This is a genomic window from Furfurilactobacillus rossiae DSM 15814, from assembly GCF_000428925.1.
Classification (GTDB): Bacteria; Bacillota; Bacilli; order Lactobacillales; family Lactobacillaceae; genus Furfurilactobacillus; species Furfurilactobacillus rossiae.
This window is the reverse complement of record NZ_AUAW01000005.1, coordinates 174,893-190,799: the sequence shown is the minus strand read 5'-3', so window position 1 is coordinate 190,799 and position 15,907 is coordinate 174,893. Positions and strand designations below refer to the sequence as shown.

Genomic DNA, 15,907 nt, shown 5'->3' with positions numbered 1-15,907 from the left:
TCCGCCAACTACTTGCTTGAACCTGACGTTGTGGTACTTGTTGAACCAGTTGTGCTAGTTGCTGGCGTTGCACCGGCTGTTGTGTCCAAGATAAAGACAGAATCAGCCTGTTCAAATGATGGTAACGACATCATAGAAACCTTGGTTTCAACGTTCACTGGGTCAGTCTTCGTCATAGTTGTAACTGCAACACCAGTATCAACGATACGAACTTGTGCAGCGGATGAAGCCAACAGGTCAGCTTCTTCAGGCGTTGTACCAAAGTGGGTTTCGCCAAGGTCAACAGCTGGCATGAAGATTGCCTTACCGTCTGGAATAAACTTCGTGAACTTACCATCAGTACCAACGTAACCTTTGTCGTAAATTGCGAAGTCCAGACCGTATTCATCTGAGATATAACTCATAATAGCGGACTTAGGTAATACAACATTTGTTTTGCTTGCGGCGTTAGCCAGCAATGTGGACTTGATTGCATCGTTGCTTGCTAACGTGTTCCAAGTTGTCCGGTTCATCAAGACACGACTAATTGTGGCACCTGTCTTATTCGCAATCTGGTCAGTAATGCGAGTGAAGTCATCAAATGGATTACCCTTTGCATCACCCCAAGCAACCTTTGAAGCACCGATGTTTTCTTTTGGCATGTCATAATCAATGGTCATGTCCACGCCGTTACCCGAAACGTGTGCAAAACCAGTAGTCAGTGCTTCCATCCGAATCATTTCACGACGCAAGGCAGCACCTTGAATCAGTTCAACATCGTCATCAAAGATGTGGGCGATGATTGTGTCACGTAATGTTTGATCAGCACTGTTACCCAACATCAGTAATTGTTGACGTAATTTTTCATCAACATACTTAGATTCTTTGAAGAATGCCAAGTCTTGGGTTAGCTTGGTCAATCCTTTACGGCCACGTGGTACAACGTTTGAATCAAAGGCTGATGGTGCTAAAGCAACCGGCGCACCAGAAGCACCCTTCAACCAGTCCATTTCCATCCCCACTTGTCGAACATTGGGGAATAAAGTTTCACCTAAAAAAGGTTGTTGTTCTTGGGCAATTGTTTCCCAGTACGCAGCAATGTTTGTAGCGTTGACTAAATCAAAAATATTCATCGTTTTTTATCCTCCTATTGCCGGTTAAAGAACGTGACTTTACCAGCAAGTGACTTTTTAGCGGCATCTGACACAGTGACATTTGGAATGCGGGCTGTATTCACGAAACCAAAGATGATGACAGTGCCAGTCGCATTGCCGCTGGTAACATCAACATCATGTTCTAGAACACCCTGTGCATTAGCATCTTGACCTGCTGATAACACAGCTTGTGAGTCATCTAAGAACGATGCAGAACCGCCAACCACTGTGCCAGCGGGAATTACTTTGCGGCCAAAGTTGTCAGCAGTTACAGCAGTTACACCAGTTGAACCAATCAAAGCAGGCAAGGCCACTTTGTGTTGTACGTTTCCCAGAACTTGATTTTCTGAGATGAAATCATGTTTAACTGTCATGAGTTAAACCTCCTTATTTGTTACCAAAGAAGTCATTTGCTGTCTTCTTCGGATGGGTTGCTTTCGCTAATTTTTGGGCGAATTCAGTGTCATCATGATTACTGCCATTATTTACGGATTGACCAGGATTGCGATTGCCTTTCAAACGTTCCTCAACGCCTGCTTGAACTGCCTTATTGAATGCCTTACCAAAGTTTTCAACACGTTGTGAACGCTTGTCAGCGTCGTTATCAGTCAGCATTTCTGCAAAGTCTTCTGGCAAACTGTTCTTAGCCAATAAGTCACGTGTTGCACTGACTGATTCACGGTGATTCAATTCAGCTTCACGCTTATCCAGTTCGTCTTGGTGCGCTTTTTGGTCAGCCGATTCACGTTGCTCTTCAGTCATCTTGGCACGGCTCTCACCGTCTTTACGGGCCTGTTCTAGTAACCCTGGTAATGACTTATTTTTAAAGTCATCCATTGCACTAGAAATCAGGCCACGGACATCTTTACGACTAAAAGTCTTGTCACTACCTTCTGGATCATCACCACCATTGTCATCTTCATGCTCACCGTCATTGTTGTTTGATTGAGTGTTAGATACATTGGTGTTGTTGCCCTCGCCGCTACCTGCTGGAACTGGTTCAGCAAAGTACTGCAAATTCATTGGTAATAATCGTGTAAACATAATAAATTCCTCCCGAATACTTTTTAAGTGGTATAACTATCAGCTGTTCTTTTACGCCCGCTGCCGAAAAAAGGGCATAAGAAAAGCGATGCCTGTTAAGGTCACCGCTTAGATAGATTATTTAATTAGAGTTGCGTTACTGATTTAATTTCTGGCTCGGTGATGTTGATAACGCCCGTCAGTTTGGGATCATCAACATCTTTCAAATCCAGTTCTTGTACATTATCGTCACTATCACCCGGTGCCGTGTATCCGAACACTGTTCCCGTCAATGGGCGACTACCATCGACGAACTCAATTTTAACTTTTCCAGAATATTTGAATAAGTCCATGGCTACTCCTCCTTTGGTAGGAACGGAACAATATGTGTTCTCGTTTGTGAATGATGAATCTTAATCCATTGTGTTTCTTTACCAGTTCGATAATCAACACCGACGACATGATCAGTTTTAATGATTTCGGTGTTTTTATAGTCGCCTGCATGAGTCTTTTGCAACTCACCATGACCTGAATACTTATTAAGCAGTTGTTGCGGGTCTTCGGTATCGTACAGATAACTCTTTCCAGGTAGCTTTGAAGATTCCATGTGCTTTTGCTGCATGTCGGTCTTAATAAGGTTAGTCCATTCGCCGGAAGACATCTTGTCACTAACGTATTTCTGACCGACTTTTACGTCACCATTATATAACGATGACGTCGTATCTGTCTCGGATTGTCGGTCATCATCCCCTAATCCGTAATACTTTGGCATCTTGCTAAAGTCGACATGGAAATCATCATCGGTCACTTCAATAATCGTGCACTGACAGTTCGGATGAAACGGCGGTAGCGTCACGCCCTCACTTGCTTCGTCCATGTCAAACTCTTTACCATCTAGACCTTCACACTCCTTGCAGGTATTCGCCGATAATGCGGCTTCAATCTTGTATCGCTTAACGTTGCGTTGTGTGAAATCATCAACCAGTCGCCGTGAGAATTCACCGCTTGATTCCGTTCGTAAGATTCGTTCAGACCGCTTCTCAGATGAATCAAGTTTGGCAGCAATCTCTTTACGAAAATCCTGTGGCTTGTAATGATTCTTCAACACGTCATCGACCTGCTCATCTAACTGCCGCATTAGTGCGGCTTTTTCTTTATAGATACGGTCTTGCCATGAAGTACCCTGCCAACCTGGGTGATGGTCACCCACAATCTTGCGTATGGCGTGTTCAGTTTTAGAACGTGAATAAACGGGCTTATTGGGTTGTGGATTCACTTCTGGCGCTCTGTCAACATTGTCCAAGTTATCCTGAACGATTTGCTTTTCGCCAAGTGCCAATTGAACCAAAATCAGGTTAACTTTTTGTTTGGCAACATCCCCATAAGTCTTCATACGTTCATCACGGAACGTTTGATTAACAAATGGTCGTTCATCCATGGCCGCATTCACGGCTACCTTAGCAATATCGTCCATCAGCTCTTGTATCTGAGACTTCGGCGCAGGTGATGACCAATTAACCTCATTAGCAATAAACTCGCTCAACGCATTCGTTATGTCGTTACCGGCAGTGCTGAACAAATCAACAAGTTCAGTGACCCTTTTGTCGTTCTCGCCGTAGACTTGCTTGGCAAGTTTCAAAACGTCCTTGCGTTCCATTAATTACCGCCACCCTGTTGTTTTCGCTGATTAGCAATTGCTTGCAAGATGACCGCTTGTTTATCCTGTTCAACCGATTGAACACCGGTTGGTTCAGGATTGGTTTCATCCCCGTTACTGTCTTGTTCTGGCGCCGTGCTGTCCGTTTCAGACGTTTTACCGAAACTGTCTGGATAATCACCCGGCATTGTTACTTTCGGTTCAGAATCTGCTTGTGCGTCCATTCGTGATTGTTCTTCGTCAGGGTCAATACCAGTAACTGGCTGCGCCATCTCCCACAGCGTTTGCTGACTAAAGTCACCAGTCTGCGACAGCTTTTGGACGTTGCCAACGATCTCTGAATCATTCTTGGGCAAGTTCGGTGTGAAGATTGGTGTGATGTTCTCAATCAAGTCAGCACTCTTAATCTTACCCAGCGTGTACCAGTAGTTCCCTAACAACCGTAAGCGACGCATTAAGCCACGCGCATACAATTCTTGTTGGGTCGCTCGTTCTTGGTCACTGCCCCAAAGTTTGTAAGACATCGCAACACCTGAAGCATTGCTAGCAAAGTTCTCGTCAGCGACATTCGGCGAATTGGTGAACTTGTGCATGTTGTCAGATAAAGTCTTTACATAAGCGTTCCAAGCATCAATCGGCAACTCTTTAGTCAAGTACTCGGCTTTAGGTGGAACAACAGTGTTACCACCTGTTCCATTTTGAACCTGCGCTGGTTTCAGCCACATGTATCTGCTCAATGAATCAACATCAGGATGTACTTTTGGCTTTCCATTTTCATCAGTGCCAAAGTCGAATTCCCCTGAAATAACTAACGTTGCGTTACTAAAATCTTCTTCGCTGTTCGCCATTTCAGAGATTGCTTTGTCATAGGCATCGAAGTTGTCCATTTCACCTTCCCAGTCACCTAACCGCTCGTCATTGTTGACGTATTCGGTCACTGGAACAGCACCGAAGTAATGTTCTTCGAAGCTATCCTTTTGTTGTGGATCAAACGCGAGCTGTGAGTTTGGATAACCCGTCGGTTGATAGTGAATGATGTGGTCAGCTGTATAAACGTCCACATACCACAGTGGCGTCTCGTCATCTTCAACGTAGTAATAGTGAACCGCAAACAGTGAATGTTGTTCAGGGTCGGTATCATACACGACAAATGCTTCACTTGGGTCTAATGCCATTACATAAGGATCATTTGTATCCTTGTTGACGTAATTCAACTCATAAGCACGACCAGTCACGGACAAATTCTTTTTCATAACCTTTTCGTGATAAGCCTCATTGGTCCGTTTATCAAAGTCATCAACAACCTCATTAACGGTATCCCTGTCAGTATCTGTTTGACTAGAATCGTCGTTGTACTGAAAACGGATTGGATTACCAAAGGTATACCCAACCCGCATGTTTGTAATATATTTCGGCATCTCATTAGCAATCCGGTTATCCGCACGGTTAATTGCCTTGCCTGAATTCCAAAACTTAATGTCATTAGCACCAATGTAGTAACGCTGCATAGCCAAAATACGCTTTAGTTGATGTGTGTAGTGCCGATTAATAAACCGACTCACAACATCCCCTAAAGCGTCTGGATCATCTTTTACTTGTGCAAACTTATTGGCATCAATCTTAAACGTTCGATTAGCGTCTTGGTCAAATCGTGGGCCGTTTAACATCTTCACGTCCGCATTCTTGGGATAAAACGACCAAGGCTGCATCGTCGATGGTGCATTCGTATCATTTGCCATAATTCACCTAGATTCCTAAATTTCTTAGTGCGGCTGCCTGTTGTGCATGGCTCACCGTGTTGGTCTTAATTCTGTCAATATCGTTATTCAACGCATAAGCAGTTGAGTCAATCGTGTGGTCATTACCATCTGGATAACCGGCTTTGAAATTACCGTTGCCATCGCGTGCCAGTTCATAGCCACTAAACTCACGAGCCGCATTCGGACAACGAATCGGATCAATCACAATCTGGCGTAAATCTTGCAGCCATTTGTAATTGTGGTCACGCGAACCCGGTCCTTTGATTGCACCTACAATGTTTAAGCCTAAGTCGTTAAACTCAGCTATCGTTCGTGGTTCACGATCAGAGATGATTTGGTCATTCATGGGATTTAACTTCTGAATGGCCGCAACCGCTTCACGGTTCGTCATCCCCACTTGGTAAATCTCGTTGTAGATGTACAAAACTCTACGTGTTGGATCATAATTCTCCAACATGTAGGCAATTGGATCGTGTGCAAACCCGTAGTCAAGTCCTTGCTTAATATGGTCGAAATTAGCAATCTCATCATCAGATATTTCACGTAAATCAAGGTTAGTAAATACTTCAGCGCCAGTACCCGTGACTTCACCTAAGTATTCATGATCATAAGCTTTTGGATTGTCCTTTTTAAGCTGTTCAGCGTCCGCTATGAACTCTTTGCCTAACCACTTAGGATTAACTGATAAGTAGTCCGAACTGTGCACCAGCGTATCTTTACGAAACTTCTCATGGGTTACTGCCTGATTGACCCAATTGTTTTGACTTGCCGGCGGGTTGTACGTGTAAAACGTGATAATTCCTGAACCACCACGGTTAAGTGACTGGTTGATACTCCGAATTTCAGACGTTCCTACAAATTCGTCAGCTTCTTCATAGTGCTTGTACTTAGTAAATCCATGACGAAACTTCTGTGATTTAATCTTCTTTGGCTTATCAGCACCCTTGAATCGTATTTGCTGACCTGTGGGGATGTACGTTAGCTGCAATGGACTAGTTGACGTTGCCCACAAGTGACTGACCTCTAAGGCATCAATAGCCCACAGATACTGGTCATAAACAGATTCACGCATCGTGCCGAACACCTTACGTAACACAACGGCATTTGCGTCTGGATCAGCCATTAAGCCTAAGACAATCTCCAACGATACAAACGATGACTTGGTAGAACCACGTCCGCCTTTCAACCAATAATTCGAGTGTTTGTGGTGCTTAACATCCTGATGCAATCCATAAAAAGAAGGCGCGATAAGTTGGCTTAGTTTAGCCATCCCCATCAACACCTTTATCTGGAATATCATCAGTTATTGTTACTGGACCAACACGGGCATTAATCTCCTGACGCTCTGTGAATAACTTGTAGTACTTGCCTAAATCCTCTAATGCTTGCAACTGTGAACCTGTGTCAGGAGCCACTGTGGTCTCGGTATCGTACTCAATCACTGGATTGCCATCGTCATCACGTTTGGTCTTATCAATCCGCTTAAATGCTGTCGTAGTTGGAGTACCACGGGCAATGTTAGTCAAACGTTCAATGACCTCTTCCTGACTCATTTTCTCGTTTAATTTTAGTTCACTGAGGCGAGTGGCGAGATATGCTGACACGTTAGCATTCGTTAGCAATCGACTCGCATTAGCACGCTGCGTTGCATTCGTTTTTGCAGCATAGCCAGCCTTGCGATAAGCGTCTGCTGCATTCAGTGTTTGCAAATACTCGTCTGCAAACTTTTGCTGTTTCTCAGTTAGTTTTGTCATAATATCTCACCGTCACCTCAAGATTTAACTCAGTTCACTCTTCCTCAAAAATTGATGTAGTTACTAAAGATGATCCTATAATAAATAGCCAAAGCAAGCCGCCAGCACTAGTGAGAGTTTGCAAATTCAAACCTGCGTTTTTCAATCTCATTATTCCACCAAGAAAAGTGTGCCCGGCCTGAATATTGTTCAAAGCTAACCACAAAAGGCTCGCAGACACCAGTAGTTCATATACATTAACTTCGTTCCAAAAGGCACTTAAAATAAATTTAAAATTTAGCCACTTAAAATGACCTTCTGTAGCAACCTGTGCTAACAGAGTGGTTACAAGAAATGGAACAACAAGTGCTCGTATAACTGCTACGTCAACAATCATGGCGGTATTAATAAAACGAATATATGATTTATCTAGTCTAAAACTCATGTAATGACTAGCTATACAGCAAATAATTGCTGTCCAAAAAATTCCTTTGCGACTTCTGGACAATCGTTTAATCTCTTCAGGCATCACATTACTAAGTAAATTAAGCATATTTCAAGCTCCTTGGTTTAATATGCTTTAAGTATTGATTCTTTGATCTCTTTTGTCACTATGTATTTTCATCGTTTTCCTCCATGCTCTTACTCTACTTTCATTAGAAAAGCGCCGCCCACTTGGACGACGCTCACTCTGCTTCTTAAGTTTTAACCACCGTTCAAAATAACCATCAATCTTGGCCTCCTCACGGCTTATGTATCCGTACCTAGTATGCTTCATTTTTACTCCAAAATAAAAACGCCCACTATAGGCGTTTACAAACTCAATTCAGTTTATCTAAATAATCTTGAATTTGTTTAATACTAAATGACGTTGTCAAGACCGGTTGCCCAGTGATTGGGCTACGCATTTGTGTTAAATACGCATTATTTCCAGAATCACTGTTCTTTGTTAAATAGTCCATAATATCATTCAGTCTTGATTCATCAAGACCTTTATCAATACCACGTTCTATCAGTTCTGGACCACTAACAGGTTCAGGGTTAGGTGGGAGAACTTTTGCAAGTTCGCCTTTAAAGAAATCTACTTCTTTGCTCATTTTGCTGCCTCCCTTTTAGGGACATTGTACAACAAAATCCGTCTTGTGAGTGAACGACCCATAATTAAAAACGGCTAGTCGCAATGACTAACCGCTTAGAAACAATTCATGGAATCGTCTCTGTTAGCTAATATATTTTGTCTCATGAAAGTTGGCAACATCATAATCCTTGAAGGCCTTCACACTCTCTGTATCGGTTAACCGATGTTCTAGCTCCTTTTGATCTCCGTCATATTGCCATTTTCCATTTTTCTTTTTCCAAACGAGCTTAATACGTTCTCTGACTTCAGTATGAAAATAAATTGTAATCTTTAAATCCTTTGGAATTGGATCCTTTGGTATCAAAAAAGCATTAGTATGCGTAGGTTTAATATACGTGGTATAGAAAACGTTTGGCTTCTCTTCACCAACTTGTATGACAACCTTTACAGCCATTAATATTTTTTCTGAAACATTATGAATACGTATAGCAAATGATCTATCAAAGTCAATTTGACTCTTACTTCCATTATAAAAGATTATCCTGTGATGTTTTGTTATCCAGGTCAAATCTTTTACTTCTTCAATAAGAAAAAAAGGTCGGCTTTCACTAAATCTAAATTCTGAACTTTTAGCCCTGTTCTCACGAGAAATTTTTAATGTAAGACGCTGGTTCGCAATAGCGATAGCTATTGCCACAAAAGCAGTAACAAACGCTCCAATTGCACTGATGATTGTCCAGAACGAAGTCGACTCCCCTAATTGAATAAATGTAAACATTGTAATTATCAGCCCCAACAAAATTTATCCTTTTATTTGAAATACTTTTCATTAGTAATGATAACATAGCAATGCTCCCCCTTTGCAACTGTCCTTTTTAACTATTTGATGCTGCCAATATAACGTGTCGCTCTACTACAATTATTATTCGTACTCAAGTGCCTTTAAATATTTCTCCACTCTGTCGACGCTAATCAACGCCTTAACTAAATATCGTGTATCTTCAGTTTCAATTGCGTTAGCAATGCAGTCACGCACTACCTTAATATCGTCAATTGCTTTGTCGCCATGTTGTTCTTCACTACGTAAGGTTTGAACTCGCATATTAGTCTCCTCTGCCATAAAAATATCCCAGCCAACTTAATGACCGAGATACCTGCAAAACTTTATGCTATTACTGTAAACCCTGATTACCTAGAAAAACATCGGGTTAATGACCTGAAACAAACCTAACATTTTTATTCTCCGGCCTTCGCTCTGTCCCATTCTAATTTAAAATATTTTGAAGACTGTTTGACGCCATTGTTAAACAAATCCATCATATAATCATTTACAGCTTGAAGCTTGCTTTTGGATATTTTTCGAGTAGCAACTAAATCTGCGTAGTCACTCATATTATCTATTTCACCCCAAACAAGTTTCACAGAATGAAGTAACAATTCATTTGACTCGTTATCAGGTGTAAATAAAATGATTTGGGTGTACAGTTCCTGCACTTTGACTAAATTGTTGTTTAATTCCGGAATACTTAAAGTTTGTGATTTCGTATTTGCATGTAGTCGATCGAAAATATACTTTTTTGAATCAGTGTAAAAATTGGCAACCAATGGTCGAACTTGTTCCATCCATTTTATTCTGCTTTTAGAAATAAGGTCAGCTCTAAATTGCCTTCGTCTATCCCATGCGTTGTACGTCAACGTGACGATTGCCAGCACTGAAGTAATTCCTATCCATTCAAATTTTCCATGTACGTCTACAAATAAAAATTTCATCAAATCAGTCATTGTATTTTCATCCCCATTTAACAAACAAAATAAAACGTACCTCAATTATGAGATACGTTTTATCATTCTACAAGGGCAAAACAGTCTGTCCATCATCGGTCCATTTATCTAGCCAGTCTAAACGTTTATGCAGTTCAGCATGCTTCTGGCGAATGTAAGAGATATTGTAATTCAAATCCTCTGCAATCTGTTCTAAAGTTTCGCCATCAACATACTTCTTATACATAATTTTCTCATCAATACCGTCAAAGCTTTGAACCAACTCCAGTAGGCTATCTTTCAGATCAATGCGCTGCTGTCGTTCCTTTTCTAGCCTGGCGATTTCACCTTCAATATCGCGTGAGGTACTTTCACCGTGTCGTTCAAGGTCACCACCGATTTCCCAGCGACTCAGCTCAGCTTTCGATTTACGGATATCCCACTCAATGAAGCCGATGTCATGACAAAGTTGTCTGTACTCCTGTAACCACTCAAACCTACTCCCCATGTGAGCCGCCGTCCTTTATGTTAGAATAATTTTGCTAATAATTATTTGAAGAGCGACCGTACTCACAAAGAGTTCGGTTATTTTTTTACACTTTTTCAGGGATTCCAACTGACACCATCACTGGGATAACTTGTCCGTGACAGCTCTTAGCAATCTTTGCAGCCAATTTTTTGTCATGAAATTGCTTGGCCCCCATGACATGAGTTCGAAATTTAAATTCACTGTTCTTAGTGGTCCCAGAATACTCTGATAAAAATAATTCATCCAGTTCGACTACTAACCAGCTATCAATCACGGTAGTTTCCTGTTCAGCCATTATTGAGCACCTACCACTTCGTCATCATGAGTTTCAGCACTACCTAAGATTTCAAATGTACCGTCAGGATATACGTCCAACCAATCGTTAATACCTGCAATCATGTTAGCAACCCCTAAGGCTATGTAGCCTTTATTATTGCCAGACACGACTAGTACAATTGCATGATTATCAACGTTGCGTAAGACATCGTTGATCTTGATTGTTTTACCGTTAATGTCTTTGCTCATGACTATGCCTCGGCTTTCTTTTCATCTTGAGCACGGTTCTTAGGTGTCTTCGTGCCATCTTCCTCAACGTCGAGTGATGTCTGACCATCAGCTTCCTTGTCATCATCAGTATCAAGTTCAGTTTGAGCAGGCATCATCGTGATACCAACAGATGAGCCTTGTGCTTGAACGAGTGACGCTACTTCGCCAGATAAGTCTTGTGTTGGTGCTTCCACACGTAACACGGCAATCTTGCCATCCTTACGTGTCTTAAATTGCACGTTTGCTAATTCACCTTTGAATGAGAAGCTGTTGTCCTTTAATTCTGTTGTTTTCTTTGTAGCCATGATTATTTCCTCCTGTAAGCCCGCTGTGGGCTTTTTCTTTTGTTCGAATGTAATTAACCATCTTGTTGTTTAAAACGTCTCTACGTGTGTTTTATGACTATCATATGACACTCTGTTGTATTAATGAGCTAAGAGTCTACTGATATGGTCAATTCGTGAATAATCTTGTTAACGTCCTGTGGTGTTAGCTCATGAATTGCTTTTATCAAATAATAGTCTTCATCGTTCGTATGATTAGGCTGCTTTCTTCTTAGCACGCCGTTTGCCCACACAATCGTGGCCCACATGTTGCCTTGATGATCCTGTAGACCTGCGGCTAAGAAGTTATAGTATGCCGTGCGACATCGTTCATGCTCTATCGGTCTCAATAGTTGGTCGCCTCTTTCCAGTTGTACCAAACATCTGATTTAACTCTTGGCGGTACTGTTGGCTTTTTATTTTCCTTAGCACGCTTAGCAGCCTTCTTAGCAGTCCAATCAAGGTCTAACTGTTTACTAACACCAATTGCGGCGACCTTAAAGTCGTGTGCTCTAACGACGACACCCTCAACAGGGATGCCATACTTTCTTGCAAACATTTTGAACGTCAATTTGTTGGCTTCACTCAATCCGTAAACACCTAGTGAGTTTTTAACGTCATAAACATGTAGAAAGTGTTTGAAGTCGTCTAACACAACAAAATCAGGTGTGTATTTCCAACTTCGAATTTTGATTGGTCCCATAACGGGGTCGTTAGTAACCTGGTATAAATCACACAGTGGATATGAATGGTGAATCAGTAGATTATCAGGCTTAACTTGCTTCATCAAAAATCGTTCGTAAAAATCTAGTTCCTTCTGACTATCCCAATCCTGTCCCCACTTGTGTATCTTCTTACCGCGCTTATTCAGCGCAGTAGGTGAGTTCATATTCATTTCTTCCTGCCCTTTCCAATCGTCACATCACAAGTCACGAATCCTGCTAAGAACCCAATTGCTAGTGCGATGGTGACGTAATAACTAATGTCCATACTCAATCCTCAGTTTTCATAAATACCAGCCAGTGTGTCTTGCCCCGCTTATCACCGAACAACGGTTGATAGCCTAATGCGTCTAACACTTCACTTAGCTTGATTTGTTCTTCGTTCCATTTGAATATCAGTGTTCCATATGGTTTCAATACTCTCATGCATTCAGTCATCCCTTCACGTAGATCAAATGGCCACGTATCATCTAACGTCCCATATTTTTGCTAGCCAGCTATTCTTACCAGCCTTTAGCAAATGCGGTGGGTCAAAGACAACCATGTGAAAGCTGTTGTCATCAAACGGGATATTCCGAAAGTCGGCCACAATATCAGGATTAATCTCAATCACACGATTGTGACCCCAATTGTTGTCAGTAGACCGAACCGTCTCATGACGTTTATCCATGAAAGTAACGTTGGGATTCTCTTTGTCGAACCAGAACATCCGACTACCACAACACACATCAATAATTGGTGTCATCAAATCACCCCAAACATTTCTTCCAAAATTAATCTCATCAATGCTGCAATCTCTTGAATGGAGCCTCTGAACGTTCCCAACATAATTTGCTTGTAGTCTTCCCAATATTCGTTCGCCATAGGTGTACTAGTGAAGGCTGATGTTTTATGTTTCATCACTCACCAACTCCTTAGCAATGTCGATTGCCTGTGCGATAGCAGGCGACTGTGTGGACTTCAACTTTTCAATTTCGAAATCGGTGAACTGATAGCCTTTATCACTTTTCCAATTTTTTCTCTCTTCATACGTGACCATTGGCTTGTCTTGATTTAGCCACATGTTTTGCGTGTAGTCACTCGCGTCGATCCCCCACGGAATCACCCACTTGCGTTCGTCCTTGCGATTCTCAGGCTTGGTTTGTAAATAGCTATTGATTAACCCAATGTCATCCGACGTAAACGACATACCGCCGCCACAGATTGTTAATTGATCGTCGATAATGTGTAAAATCTCATGAAAACTGCTGCGCACTATTACGCCATTTTTGCCAAAACGCGTAGCCTGTTCGTCTTGACCATCTTCATTCCACTTCTTAATAAATTCACTAGTCTTCATTCGTTGCCTCCTAACTCATTAAACTTTGCATTTTCAATTTGTCACTTTGCTCTTTTTCAGCCATTAGATGACCGTAAACTTGCATGATCATTTTTGTATCAGTGTGTCCCACTTGTCTCGCAATCATTTCAGCTGAAATACCTTGTGTCAGTAAATAAGAAATGTAGGTATGTCGCAATTTGTGAATAGAAAGCTGATTTTCTTTCACGCCGTATTCGTGTAACAGCCCCTTTAGATATCGGTTATACGTTGCATTATATGGTTTTGCGTCATCCGTCTGAACAAGCAAGGGAAGATCTGGATATGCTCCAAAGTTTTTATCCTTCCAATTTGAAAAGTTGTCCATCAGGCCAATCAGAGATTCGTCAACAACCGCATGACGCACTGACGATTCATTTTTTGTAGGCATATAGCCACCTTCAGGAACTCTATAATTCCAAGTTTTGTTAATGTCTACATACCCGTCGTCATCATGAATGTCGCTCTTTTTAAATCCAAGGCTTTCAGCAAAACGTGCTCCCGTATGCGTTAAAAACACAATATCAGCCAGAATAAATTGCTGACACGTTCCCGTGTCTCGATTAGATCCGTAGATTGGCTTTTCCTTCAGCATGTTTCCAAGCTCAAAGTCAGTTCGTGATTTAAACATTCGATATTCAGCCTCAGTCATTACCTTTGGAGCATTTCGCACTTCATTTTGATGTTCAATACTCCACGTAGATTCAACAGATGGAACAACCAAACGGGATTTGGGGACAGCCTTTACCAGATCATCATCTTGAGCAGATTTTAAGGATTCCATTACATGAACTTTGAAGTCCAACACAGTTTTGTGACGATGATTTTTACCATACTGGTCCAAGAGCCATTGCAAGGCTGGACGATTACTATCGAGGTCGTGAAGCATCATGTCCGGTGCAACAGTTTTAAGCCATTTTGCATGTGCAAAATACTTTTTGAGCGTGATCGCACTAATGCGGCCGTTCTTATACGTGTCTATCCACCACTCAAAATACTCGGCAAAGCTCATTGCACTTACTTTCTTTTTCCAAAATTGTGAGCCCCTGCCTTGTTGCGACAGTTTAGCTATATCACTGGATACTGCCTGTAGGTCTTGCAAGTGGCACACCCCATTTCGCTTTAAACTGTAAATTGTAATCAACATGCCTAAACCACTCATCCAGATCAGTCTCAATGTGTTCCGGATATCTATCACCAACCCATTTGCTAACCTGAAAATATTTCTTTGTTGCTTCGCTGTACGGCATAATGTTGACGTCACTAAATGCTAAAAAGTCGTCAGTAGGGTTCTCTACTAAGAACACGCCCCGGCATTCACGTGTTAGTGCATCACCATGCCATACAACTGCGTTCATTCCGCGAATTGCTAGATTAAACAGTAAAAAGGGAATTGCTCTGTCAGAGAGTTCCTCACACCAGTAGACGTGTTCATGAGGCATGTACGTTAGCGGTGTTTCTTGTAAACAGTCTTGCCACCATTTGTTGATAGTGATTCCTCCCGTCCCAGCGGTTGGCTCAAATGTTGTCCCAGTATGCTGACCCGTCAGTCTGTTCATGATTTCTGAAACTTCGTTAGGCGTAAAATCCTGCTTTTTACTTTTCCGTTCGGCCTGTTCCTCTTCAAAATAATCATGGAACCAGTCGTAACTGACGTCTGTGGAAACTTCGAGAAAAGAACCAAACACCTTTTCGCGCAAGCCCTTATCAAACACAATCTCCATTAATCTATCGGGAACCTTAAATGCTTCGTCAATGCCCAACAGCCGATTAACAGTCGCTACATCAAATTTTCTTTCCATTGCCTCTCTCCCTATCGTGAATGCCAACCTCTAATCTACTCAAAGCGATTCCAGCTCTGGTAACGTCGGGATTAGAAGTGATTCGTTTGTAATAATTTATTGAACCCATTGCTCGCGAAGAAACCAAAATTAAGTTGTTAAGCTCACAATTTGTTCGGTCTCCATCGGCAAACACAATCATCATTCCACGTGGAATTGGTCCGTTGACTCTCTCCCAAACAACACGTTGCTTATGAACCCACCGTCGGCGATCATCTACTTTTGTCCAGACGTATCCATCCTTGTGCAGCTTATCTGTTCCAACCGGCAGTCTGTATTCCAAGAGTCCACTACTAAGTCCGTGACGGCTTTTAAATGATCGTAGAGAAGTCACGTTTGGTATCCGGCCAAACTGTTTTATAAATTCATCTTTTAATTCCACCAACGTTCGGCCCTTGTAATTGTCATAAATAAACTGGCTTTCATCTTTTGTGAATCTCATTA

General features: G+C 41.8%; 24 protein-coding genes and 1 pseudogene. All 25 read right to left on the bottom strand.

Annotation, left to right across the window (positions count from 1 at the left end; genetic code table 11):
- Positions 1 to 8: 8 nt before the first annotated feature.
- The 25 genes and pseudogenes from G400_RS14475 to G400_RS14445 all read right to left on the bottom strand — a co-directional run bounded on the left by G400_RS14475 (position 9) and on the right by G400_RS14445 (position 15,905).
- On the bottom strand, positions 9 to 1,112 hold the full coding sequence (locus tag G400_RS14475) for a major capsid protein (protein WP_017262318.1): 1,104 nt from the start codon (positions 1,110 to 1,112) through the stop codon (positions 9 to 11).
- A 14-nt stretch (positions 1,113 to 1,126) separates the two neighbouring features.
- Positions 1,127 to 1,507, bottom strand: coding sequence for a hypothetical protein (locus G400_RS0104645; RefSeq protein WP_017262317.1), 381 nt, complete (start codon positions 1,505 to 1,507; stop codon positions 1,127 to 1,129).
- 13 nt (positions 1,508 to 1,520) lie between these two features.
- Positions 1,521 to 2,177: a DUF4355 domain-containing protein gene (locus tag G400_RS15665; protein ID WP_017262316.1), complete on the bottom strand. Its 657-nt coding sequence runs from the start codon at positions 2,175 to 2,177 to the stop codon at positions 1,521 to 1,523.
- 125 nt (positions 2,178 to 2,302) lie between these two features.
- Positions 2,303 to 2,509 (bottom strand): hypothetical protein, encoded by a 207-nt coding sequence (locus G400_RS0104635; RefSeq protein ID WP_017262315.1) that lies wholly within the window; start codon positions 2,507 to 2,509, stop codon positions 2,303 to 2,305.
- 2 nt (positions 2,510 to 2,511) lie between these two features.
- The gene (locus G400_RS15660) at positions 2,512 to 3,813 is read right to left on the bottom strand and encodes a polymorphic toxin type 50 domain-containing protein (RefSeq protein ID WP_017262314.1); all 1,302 of its coding nucleotides are present in this window, start codon (positions 3,811 to 3,813) and stop codon (positions 2,512 to 2,514) included.
- On the bottom strand, positions 3,813 to 5,552 hold the full coding sequence (locus tag G400_RS14460; protein WP_017262313.1) for a phage portal protein: 1,740 nt from the start codon (positions 5,550 to 5,552) through the stop codon (positions 3,813 to 3,815). Before G400_RS14460 ends, G400_RS15660 begins: the two co-directional genes overlap by 1 nt.
- 7 nt (positions 5,553 to 5,559) lie before the next feature.
- Positions 5,560 to 6,843 (bottom strand): PBSX family phage terminase large subunit, encoded by a 1,284-nt coding sequence (locus G400_RS14455; RefSeq protein WP_017262312.1) that lies wholly within the window; start codon positions 6,841 to 6,843, stop codon positions 5,560 to 5,562.
- On the bottom strand, positions 6,836 to 7,327 hold the full coding sequence (locus tag G400_RS14450) for a terminase small subunit (protein ID WP_017262311.1): 492 nt from the start codon (positions 7,325 to 7,327) through the stop codon (positions 6,836 to 6,838). Before G400_RS14450 ends, G400_RS14455 begins: the two co-directional genes overlap by 8 nt.
- 34 nt (positions 7,328 to 7,361) lie before the next feature.
- Positions 7,362 to 7,859 (bottom strand): hypothetical protein, encoded by a 498-nt coding sequence (locus tag G400_RS0104610; protein ID WP_017262310.1) that lies wholly within the window; start codon positions 7,857 to 7,859, stop codon positions 7,362 to 7,364.
- A gap of 268 nt (positions 7,860 to 8,127) precedes the next feature.
- Positions 8,128 to 8,403 (bottom strand): hypothetical protein, encoded by a 276-nt coding sequence (locus tag G400_RS0104600; RefSeq protein ID WP_017262308.1) that lies wholly within the window; start codon positions 8,401 to 8,403, stop codon positions 8,128 to 8,130.
- Positions 8,404 to 8,526: 123 nt separating this feature from the next.
- Positions 8,527 to 9,162, bottom strand: a complete 636-nt coding sequence (locus tag G400_RS0104595; protein ID WP_026017182.1) for a hypothetical protein — start codon at positions 9,160 to 9,162, stop codon at positions 8,527 to 8,529.
- A gap of 144 nt (positions 9,163 to 9,306) precedes the next feature.
- Positions 9,307 to 9,486 carry a hypothetical protein gene (locus G400_RS0104590; protein ID WP_017262306.1) on the bottom strand — a complete coding sequence of 60 codons (180 nt, stop codon included), beginning with the start codon at positions 9,484 to 9,486 and terminating at the stop codon, positions 9,307 to 9,309.
- Between the two features lie 134 nt (positions 9,487 to 9,620).
- Positions 9,621 to 10,166, bottom strand: coding sequence for a hypothetical protein (locus G400_RS0104585; protein WP_017262305.1), 546 nt, complete (start codon positions 10,164 to 10,166; stop codon positions 9,621 to 9,623).
- Between the two features lie 67 nt (positions 10,167 to 10,233).
- Positions 10,234 to 10,653 (bottom strand): hypothetical protein, encoded by a 420-nt coding sequence (locus G400_RS0104580; RefSeq protein ID WP_017262304.1) that lies wholly within the window; start codon positions 10,651 to 10,653, stop codon positions 10,234 to 10,236.
- 85 nt (positions 10,654 to 10,738) lie between these two features.
- Positions 10,739 to 10,969 carry a hypothetical protein gene (locus G400_RS0104575; protein ID WP_017262303.1) on the bottom strand — a complete coding sequence of 77 codons (231 nt, stop codon included), beginning with the start codon at positions 10,967 to 10,969 and terminating at the stop codon, positions 10,739 to 10,741.
- Positions 10,969 to 11,199, bottom strand: a complete 231-nt coding sequence (locus G400_RS0104570) for a hypothetical protein (RefSeq protein WP_017262302.1) — start codon at positions 11,197 to 11,199, stop codon at positions 10,969 to 10,971. The genes G400_RS0104575 and G400_RS0104570 overlap by 1 nt, the downstream gene beginning before the upstream one ends.
- A 2-nt stretch (positions 11,200 to 11,201) precedes the next feature.
- A complete protein-coding gene (locus G400_RS0104565; protein WP_017262301.1) occupies positions 11,202 to 11,525 on the bottom strand; it encodes a hypothetical protein in 324 nt (107 codons plus the stop codon).
- Positions 11,526 to 11,653: 128 nt separating this feature from the next.
- On the bottom strand, positions 11,654 to 11,893 hold the full coding sequence (locus G400_RS0104560) for a hypothetical protein (RefSeq protein WP_017262300.1): 240 nt from the start codon (positions 11,891 to 11,893) through the stop codon (positions 11,654 to 11,656).
- Positions 11,890 to 12,432, bottom strand: a complete 543-nt coding sequence (locus G400_RS0104555; protein ID WP_017262299.1) for a DUF1064 domain-containing protein — start codon at positions 12,430 to 12,432, stop codon at positions 11,890 to 11,892. Before G400_RS0104555 ends, G400_RS0104560 begins: the two co-directional genes overlap by 4 nt.
- Positions 12,433 to 12,535: 103 nt before the next feature.
- A pseudogene (locus G400_RS16045) lies at positions 12,536 to 13,010 on the bottom strand (class I SAM-dependent methyltransferase).
- Positions 13,010 to 13,165, bottom strand: a complete 156-nt coding sequence (locus G400_RS16255; protein WP_017262296.1) for a hypothetical protein — start codon at positions 13,163 to 13,165, stop codon at positions 13,010 to 13,012. Before G400_RS16255 ends, G400_RS16045 begins: the two are co-directional and overlap by 1 nt.
- Positions 13,155 to 13,604 carry a hypothetical protein gene (locus tag G400_RS0104535; RefSeq protein ID WP_017262295.1) on the bottom strand — a complete coding sequence of 150 codons (450 nt, stop codon included), beginning with the start codon at positions 13,602 to 13,604 and terminating at the stop codon, positions 13,155 to 13,157. The genes G400_RS16255 and G400_RS0104535 overlap by 11 nt, the downstream gene beginning before the upstream one ends.
- Before the next feature lie 10 nt (positions 13,605 to 13,614).
- On the bottom strand, positions 13,615 to 14,724 hold the full coding sequence (locus tag G400_RS0104530; protein WP_162129503.1) for a site-specific integrase: 1,110 nt from the start codon (positions 14,722 to 14,724) through the stop codon (positions 13,615 to 13,617).
- Positions 14,696 to 15,424 carry an N-6 DNA methylase gene (locus G400_RS0104525; protein ID WP_017262293.1) on the bottom strand — a complete coding sequence of 243 codons (729 nt, stop codon included), beginning with the start codon at positions 15,422 to 15,424 and terminating at the stop codon, positions 14,696 to 14,698. Before G400_RS0104525 ends, G400_RS0104530 begins: the two co-directional genes overlap by 29 nt.
- Complete coding sequence (locus G400_RS14445) at positions 15,408 to 15,905, bottom strand: HNH endonuclease signature motif containing protein (protein WP_017262292.1); 498 nt, start codon at positions 15,903 to 15,905, stop codon at positions 15,408 to 15,410. The genes G400_RS0104525 and G400_RS14445 overlap by 17 nt, the downstream gene beginning before the upstream one ends.
- Positions 15,906 to 15,907 lie beyond the last annotated feature (2 nt).